Consider the following 7751-nt stretch of genomic DNA (forward strand, 5'->3'; position numbering starts at 1 on the left):
CCGGGGGGGTGGGGGGGGCCCGCCGTCGTTGTGTGTCAGTGCGCGTGCGGGCCGCGGTTGTACTCGAGCACGTGGCCAGCAACCCCGACCACACCGATCGCGGCGCCGATGCCGGCGATCCACCACTGGAGCAGCGCCGGACCCAGGAAGATCAACGCGGTCGCGATGCCGCAGACCAGCGGCCACCAGCTCCACGGAGAGAAGTGGCCGTACTCGCCTGCGGCGTCCTCCTGCTCCGCGTGCGGGTTGTCCTCGGGACGGACCTCGATCTCGCGGCTCAGCTTGAACAAGTAGCCACCGGCGAGGAAGCACAGACCGACCAGCAGCGCCAGCGCCGTGGAGCCGATCGGTTCGATCTCGCCGTAGTGCAGGCGCGTCCATCCCGCGTACAGCGCCGTGGCGATCACGAAGAACCCGCCCAGGACGGCGAGGAGCTTCCACTCGGGCCCAAGCGGCTGTGCGGGCTTCTGCTTGCTCGACATCGTCAGGCCTCGCTCGTCTTCTCGCGACGGGAGCCGACAGCGACTCCGATCGTGGTGTTCTCCGGTTCCTCCGCATCGAGTGCGGCGACCTCGGGGTGGTGCAGGTCGAAGGCCGGGCGTTCGGAACGGATACGCGGCAGCCGGTCGAAGTTGTGTCGCGGTGGCGGGCAGGACGTGGCCCACTCCAGCGAGTTGCCGAAGCCCCACGGGTCGTCGAGCGTCACACGCGGCCCCGTGCGCCACGTGCGGTAGACGTTCCACAGGAACGGCAGCGTGGAGGACGCCAGCACGAACGCCGAGACCGTGGAGATCTGGTTGAGGATCACGAAGTCAGGCTCAGGCAGGTACACCGGGACGCGGCGCTGCATGCCCATCACGCCCAGCCAGTGCTGCACCAGGAACGTGCCGTGGAACCCGAAGAACAGCAACCAGAAGTGCACCTTGCCGAGCCGCTCGTTCAGCATCCGCCCCGTGAACTTCGGCCACCAGAAGTAGAAGCCGGCGAACATCGCGAACACCACGGTTCCGAACACCACGTAGTGGAAGTGCGCCACCACGAAGTAGCTGTCGTGGACGTGGAAGTCCAGCGCCGGGCTGGCCAGGATGACGCCCGTGAGCCCACCGAAGAGGAACGTGACGAGGAACCCGCGCGACCACAGCATCGGGGTCTCGAACGTGATCTTGCCGCGCCAGAGCGTGCCGACCCAATTGAAGAACTTCACTCCCGTGGGCACGGCGATCAGCATCGTCATGACCGCGAAGAACGGCAGCAGCACGGCCCCGGTGGCGTACATGTGGTGCGCCCACACCGTGACCGACAAGCCGGCGATCGCCACAGTGGCGAACACGAGTCCCTTGTAGCCGAAGATCGGCTTGCGGGAGAAGACCGGGAAGATCTCGGACACGATGCCGAAGAACGGCAGCGCGATGATGTAGACCTCCGGATGCCCGAAGAACCAGAACAGGTGCTGCCAGAGCATCGCACCACCGTTCTCGGGTGCGAATATCTGAGTGCCGAGGATCCGGTCGGCGCCGAGCCCGAACAGGGCGGCCGCCAGCACGGGGAACGCGATCAGTGCCAGCACCGAGGTGATGAGGATGTTCCAGGTGAAGATCGGCATCCGGAACATCGTCATGCCCGGCGCGCGCATGGTCACGATCGTGGTGATGAAGTTGACCGATCCGAAGATCGTGCCGAAGCCGGTCATCGCCAGGCCCATCACCCACAGGTTCCCACCCAGGCCGGGCGAGTACGTACCGCTCGCGAGCGGCATGTAGGCAGTCCAGCCGAAGCTGGCGGCGCCCTTGGGGGTGAGGAAGCCCGCGCAGGCGATGATGCCGCCGAAGGCGAACAGCCAGTACGCGAACATGTTCATGCGCGGGAACGCCACATCGGGCGCACCGATCTGCAGCGGCACGATGATGTTGCCGAAGCCCACGAACAGCGGCGTGGCGAACAGCAGCAGCATGATCGTGCCGTGCATCGTGAAGAACTGGTTGAACTGTTCCGCACTACGCACGATCTGGATCGCCGGGTCGAACAGCTCGGCGCGGATCAGCAGCGCGAGCAACCCACCGATGCAGAAGAAGATGAACGAGGTGATCAGGTACAGGTACCCGATGGTCTTGTGATCGGTGGAGGTGATCCACTTGACCACGGTGCGACCCAGGCTCTGGCGCTCGGTGCCCAGACCCCGAATGTTGTCATCGGACTCGACGGCCGAGTACTCGGCGGTTCCGCTGGCCATCAGTGGTCCTCCTCCTCGCCGAAGTCCGGCCCTTCGGGCGCGACCTGACGGTCGAGGTCCTCGCCCAGCTCTCCGGTTTGACCGGCTGCGGCCAGATCGGCCATGTGCTGCTCGAACTCCGCCTGGCTCACGACCTCGACGTTGAACAGCATGTAACCGTGGTACTCGCCGCAGAGCTCGGCGCACCGCCCGTAGTAGGTGCCCTCCACCTGCGGAGTCACCTGGAACGTGTTGGTGCGCCCGGGCGTGGTGTCGATCTTGTACAGGAACGCGGGGATCCAGAACGAGTGGATCACGTCACGGGAGTTGAGCGTGAACTCCACGGTCTGCCCGACCGGCAGCACCAGCGTGGGGACCTCGTCCTGCGCCCAGTAGTCCGCGAGACCTTCCTCGGTGTCGGCGGAGATGTTGTTGAGGTCGGCCGGCTGCCCGGTGTCCCACACCTGGTAGTCGAGGTAGTTGAAGTCCCAGCTCCACTGGCGCCCGTAGACCTGGATGCGCACATCGGTCTCGTCCTGGTCCACCTCGGTCAGCGGGTCCTGCACCTGCACGGTGTAGAAGAACAGCACGCCGACCATGAGGATCGGCACGAAGGTGTACAGCAGCTCCAGCGGGAGGTGGTACCGCAGCTGCACGGGCAGTTGGTGGTCGTCCTTGCGCTTGCGGTAGACGATCACGCACCAGATGATCAGGCCCCACACCAGCACGCCGACGATCAGCGCGGCGATCCACGAACCGGTCCAGAGCTGGACGATGCCATCGGTGTGGTCGGTGGTTCCCTCACCGGTGGGCATCCAGCCGCGCTGCGTCGCCGGGGAGCAGGAGGCGATCAGTGCGACGGCTCCTGCCACCGCGACCGCAGTCGCTCCGGTACGCAGCCGCCGGGCTGGTGAACGCGTGGGCGATGACACTGTGCGCTGGCCTTCCGACGGGCATTTCCTGACGACTCCCGACGGTCTGTCTGCACCCTCGCAGGGCAGCGTTCCGTCGGTCTCCACACTAGCGCGAGACGACGCGTTGTCGGGACATCAACGCCCCTCGGGACGTCGGCCGCTCAGCCCGCGCCGAGCACGTCCGCGACGAGCCCGATCGCCGGGGACCCGTCTGCGGCCGGCGCAACCAGCACCACGCGTGAGCCGACCGGCACGCCCTCGAGCAGATCGAAGATCGTTCCCTGCCCCAGCGGCGCGAGCAAAGGGCCGGCGGCGGCGCTCTCGGCCTCGTCAGCCGCCTGATCTTCACCGTGGCCAGGCGACCACGAGGTCTCGAGGCTGGTGCCGTCCCAGAAGCTCACGGTGTAGTTGACCGCAACCGTCTGTCCGACTGCGACCGGCTCACCGGTCCCGTCGGCGACGCGGTAGACCGCAGGCTCCGTCGGCTCGGGTGCGTCGGCGTCGATCGACAGCGTGGCGGCTGCGCCGAGATCACCCTCCAGCGAGACCGGAAGGTCGGAGGCTTCCAGTGGCGTCGCGTCGGCTTGGCCCGCGGACGCGGCGTCGTAGGTATCGACGACGTCGACCACGAACACGATCGTGTCCGTCGGCCCGATCCCGGCGGCCTCGTTGCCGCCCTGCGGGCCATAGCCCAAGTCGGGCGGGATCGAGATCAGCAGTCGCGACCCCGCCGTCGACCCGGGGATGCCTTGCGACCAACCGGCGACGACCTGCTCGAGCGAGAAGAGCGACGGCGAGCCCCGGTCGTAGGAGCTGTCGAACGGCTCGTCGCTCCCCCAGACGAAACCCGCATAGTTGGCGAGCACCGCGGCTCCGGAGACAACCTCGCGGCCGTCTCCCTCGCTCAGGACCTCGACCTGCAGGCCTTCGGGAGCGCACGCGTCGGGCCAGGTGAACACGGGGGCGTCGCCCACGTCCCCGGACGCCTCGGGGAGGTCCTCACCAGCAGGAGTGCACGCCTCCCCGGAGCCGGTCGTGGCGTCGCCGGTCGCACTGGGGTCCAGGCTCGAGCCACCGCTCGGGCCGCCGCCGGCGTTCTCGGTGCCGCACGCGGCCAGTCCGAGCAGGGCAGCAAGAAGCGCCGCCGTGGCGAGGCCGCCACGGCGCGCACGGGCCCCGCTCAGTGGAACGAGTCGCCGCAGGCGCAGGAGCCACCGGCGTTCGGGTTGTCGATCGTGAAGCCCTGCTGCGAGATCGTGTCGGCGTAGTCGATCGTGGCGCCCGCGAGATACGGCACGCTCATCTTGTCGACCACAAGCTCGACGCCCTCGAAGTCGCGGACCGCGTCACCCTCGAGGTCGCGGTCGTCGAAGACCAGCTGGTAGATCAGCCCGGAACAGCCGCCGGGCTGGACGCCGAGCCGCAGCCGCAGGTCATCGCGCCCCTCCTGGTCGAGCAGCGCCTTCACCTTGGCCGCAGCGACCTCGGTCAGCGCCACGTCGTGGGCGGGGGCGGGAGCCTGGGTCTCCGTCATGGTGTCTCCTCCTGTGCGCGTCCGGGTGCCGGCGGACCGGCTGTCCATGCCAACACCGCGGGGGCGAGGCGTGTTCCCGCATCCAGGGTACGTCAGCGCGACCAGGTCGTCGCGACCCTGCTCGCGCGTCGGGACAGGGCATCGCTCAGATCATCGGTCGACGGCGTCGCGTGGCCAGGTCTGGGTGGGTCCGTCACCGGGTAGACCGCCTCCACCCCCGTCCCGGAGATCTCGCGGCGCCCCACCAGCACTCGCGGAGCGATCGCGACGGCCGGCACGAGCGCGGCCAGGGCGAGCCGGCCGACCGAGCCCGGAACACCGCCGTCGAGGGCGCCGCCGTCAAGCGTCGAGGTCGCAGTGACGACCAGCTCGGAGGCTGCCACGGCCTCCCCGAGCCCCGTCTCGACCGCCACCACCTCCGCGCCGGGCAGGACCCGCGCACCTGCACTGGCGAGAGCGAAGGCGACCCCTCCCCCCGCCCCGGCGTGGGGGCGGCGCGAGCCGCGGGTCTGGGTGCCCTCGGCGACGGCCAGCAGCGAACGCCGCGCTGGGGTGGCCGCCTCGAGCCGCGCCACGGCGCCCGCCAGAGCGAGCTCGCGGTCCTGTGCTGCCGCCGCGTCGATGCCCGGCCGCGAGGCGAGTGCCGCGCCGGCCCCGCTCAGACCGACCAGCGGAAGATCGGTCGCTGCCGCGACGATCAGCTCGACGCCCTCGAGCGCATCGATCGCCTGCCGGAGCACCTCGGCGACAGGCGTCTCGGGTGCTGCCCCGGCCAGCGCCTGCAGGGCGCCGACGCCCGCGTCGTGACTGGCACCTTCACCGACGCCGACCACGATCCGCCGCACACCGGCCCGCGCGGCGGCGAGCACGACGTCACCGACGCCCGCGCTGGTGCCCGTCGCGGCCAGCCGTGCCGCATCGGTGCCGCGCGGGTCGCCCAGCAGCGGCGCGGTCTCGACGTACCCGGTCGCTCCGACACGCAGCCACACCGTGGGCACCTGAACACCCTCGGCATCGCGCGCGAGTGCCGCTTCGACCTCACCCCCGAGGGTGGCGAGGAGAACATCGAGAAGCCCCGCTCCGCCGTCGGACATGGGATGGGCGACGATCTGCTCGGCGGGCCGGGTCTCGGCCCAACCCCGGGCAAGATGGGCCGCCACATCGATGGCGCTCATCGGCTCACCGGGGTCCCCCGACAGGGGGCGGATCCGGTCCGGGGCCAGCAGTACACGCACGCGGCGAGTGTGCCAGAGCAGCGCGGATAGGCTGAGGCACGTGTTCGGACGCAAGAAGAACGATGACGCGGTCGCCGTCGACGACGCACCGGTGATCGAGGAGACGCCCACGGTCGGCAAGGGCCGCCCCACGCCCAAACGACGGGATGCCGAGGCCGCGAACAAGCGACCCCTCATCTCGGGCGACCGCAAGGCCGACAGGGAGAAGGCGCGCGCCCACCAGGCCAAGCAGCGCGCCCTCATGGACGAGGCGATGAAGACGGGCGACGAGCGCTACCTGCCCGCCCAGCACAAAGGCCCGGTGCGGCGGTTCGCACGCGACTGGGTCGATTCCCGCTGGACCCTGGGCGAGTTCTTCCTCCCGGTGGCGCTGCTCGTGGTCGTGGTGATGTTCGGGGGCAGCATGGCGGGGCTGCCGCCGCAGATCATCGTCTACGCGATCCTCGGGCTGTACGCGATCGTGCTGGTCGCGGTGATCGAGGCGATCGTGCTCTCGATCCTCGTGCACCGCCACGCGGTGGCCCAGTTCGGCCGTGGCAGCGTGCGCGGCATCCGGCTCTACACCGCGATGCGGTCGATGCAGATGCGTCGGATGCGCCTGCCGAAGCCACAGGTCAAGCGCGGCCAACGCCCCAGCTGACCCCTGCACCACCTCACGCGAAGGACCCCCACCGATGCGCTACCGCCACCTCGGCCGCTCCGGCCTCAAGGTCACCGAGATCACGTACGGCAACTGGCTCACCCACGGATCGCAGGTGGAGGCCGACGTCGCGAACGCGTGCGTGCGCGCCGCGCTCGACGGCGGGATCACCAGCTTCGACACCGCCGATACCTACGCCAACACCAAGGCCGAGGAAGTCCTCGGCGAGGCGCTGGCCGGTGAACGCCGCGAGTCGCTGGAGATCTTCACCAAGGTCTACTTTCCGACAGGCCCGAAGGGCGCCAACGACACCGGTCTGTCCCGCAAGCACATCATGGAGTCGATCAATGGGTCACTCCGGCGGCTCAAGACCGACTACGTGGACCTGTACCAGGCGCACCGCTACGACTACGCGACCCCGCTCGAGGAGACCATGCGGGCGTTCGCCGACGTGGTCCGTGCCGGCAAGGCGCTCTACATCGGGGTCAGCGAGTGGACCGCTCCGCAGCTGCGCGAGGGTGCCGCGCTGGCGAAGGACCTCGGGTTCGGCCTGATCTCCTCCCAGCCGCAGTACTCGATGCTGTGGCGCGTCATCGAGGACGAGGTGGTGCCGACCTCACGTGAGCTCGGGATCTCGCAGATCGTCTGGTCGCCGATCGCCCAGGGTGTGCTCACCGGCAAGTACCGGCCCGGTCAGTCCGCGCCCGAGGGCTCGCGCGCCACCGACACCTCCGGCGGGCAGCAGATGATCAAGGGCTGGATGCGGGACGAGGTGCTCGAGCGCGTCCAGCAGCTCAAGGCGATCGCCGACGAGCTCGGGCTGACGATGGCCCAGCTCGCCGTGGCCTGGGTGCTGGCGAACGACAACGTGGCTGCCGCGCTCGTGGGCGCCTCCCGCCCCGAGCAGGTGGCCGACAACATCAAGGCCTCAGGCGTGGAGCTCGACGCCGACGTGCTCGCCCGCATCGACGCCGCCCTCGGCGACGTGGTCGAGCGCGACCCCGCCAGGACCTACGACGTCTCGCCCAAGCACCGCCTCACCTGAGCCCCACCCCCGATTTAACTGACGAAAAGTGACGGACGCGTCGTCAGGGAAGTCGGGGTCGTGACGTTTCGTCAGTGAAATCGGGGGCGGTCAGCGGAGGGTGCGGTTGAGGTTCCCCGGCCAGGTAGGGCCTTCGTACACGAACGCGGTGTAGGCCTGCACGAGGGTGGCGCC

General features: G+C 69.3%; 8 protein-coding genes. 2 read left to right on the top strand and 6 right to left on the bottom strand.

Annotation, left to right across the window (positions count from 1 at the left end):
* Positions 1-35: 35 nt before the first annotated feature.
* The 6 genes from ACOJSN_RS11055 to ACOJSN_RS11080 form a co-directional block, all read right to left on the bottom strand.
* Positions 36-482: a cytochrome c oxidase subunit 4 gene (locus ACOJSN_RS11055; RefSeq protein ID WP_420112553.1), complete on the bottom strand. Its 447-nt coding sequence runs from the start codon at positions 480-482 to the stop codon at positions 36-38.
* A gap of 2 nt (positions 483-484) precedes the next feature.
* Complete coding sequence (ctaD, locus tag ACOJSN_RS11060) at positions 485-2230, bottom strand: cytochrome c oxidase subunit I (protein ID WP_420112554.1); 1746 nt, start codon at positions 2228-2230, stop codon at positions 485-487.
* Complete coding sequence (gene coxB / locus ACOJSN_RS11065; protein WP_420112555.1) at positions 2230-3024, bottom strand: cytochrome c oxidase subunit II; 795 nt, start codon at positions 3022-3024, stop codon at positions 2230-2232. Before coxB ends, ctaD begins: the two co-directional genes overlap by 1 nt.
* Positions 3025-3284: 260 nt before the next feature.
* Positions 3285-4097 carry an FKBP-type peptidyl-prolyl cis-trans isomerase gene (locus ACOJSN_RS11070; protein ID WP_420112556.1) on the bottom strand — a complete coding sequence of 271 codons (813 nt, stop codon included), beginning with the start codon at positions 4095-4097 and terminating at the stop codon, positions 3285-3287.
* A gap of 206 nt (positions 4098-4303) precedes the next feature.
* The gene (locus ACOJSN_RS11075; protein ID WP_420112557.1) at positions 4304-4657 is read right to left on the bottom strand and encodes a HesB/IscA family protein; all 354 of its coding nucleotides are present in this window, start codon (positions 4655-4657) and stop codon (positions 4304-4306) included.
* Positions 4658-4749: 92 nt separating this feature from the next.
* Positions 4750-5892 (bottom strand): glycerate kinase, encoded by a 1143-nt coding sequence (locus tag ACOJSN_RS11080; protein WP_420112558.1) that lies wholly within the window; start codon positions 5890-5892, stop codon positions 4750-4752.
* Positions 5893-5932: 40 nt separating this feature from the next.
* Here ACOJSN_RS11080 and ACOJSN_RS11085 point away from each other — a divergent pair, with 40 nt between their 5' ends.
* Entirely contained in the window at positions 5933-6532 is a 600-nt protein-coding gene (locus ACOJSN_RS11085) for a DUF3043 domain-containing protein (protein ID WP_420112559.1), read from the top strand.
* A gap of 34 nt (positions 6533-6566) precedes the next feature.
* Positions 6567-7577, top strand: a complete 1011-nt coding sequence (locus ACOJSN_RS11090; protein ID WP_420112560.1) for an aldo/keto reductase family protein — start codon at positions 6567-6569, stop codon at positions 7575-7577.
* Positions 7578-7751 lie beyond the last annotated feature (174 nt).

Source organism: Pseudactinotalea sp. (genome assembly GCF_048594945.1).
GTDB lineage: Bacteria > Actinomycetota > Actinomycetes > Actinomycetales > Beutenbergiaceae > Pseudactinotalea.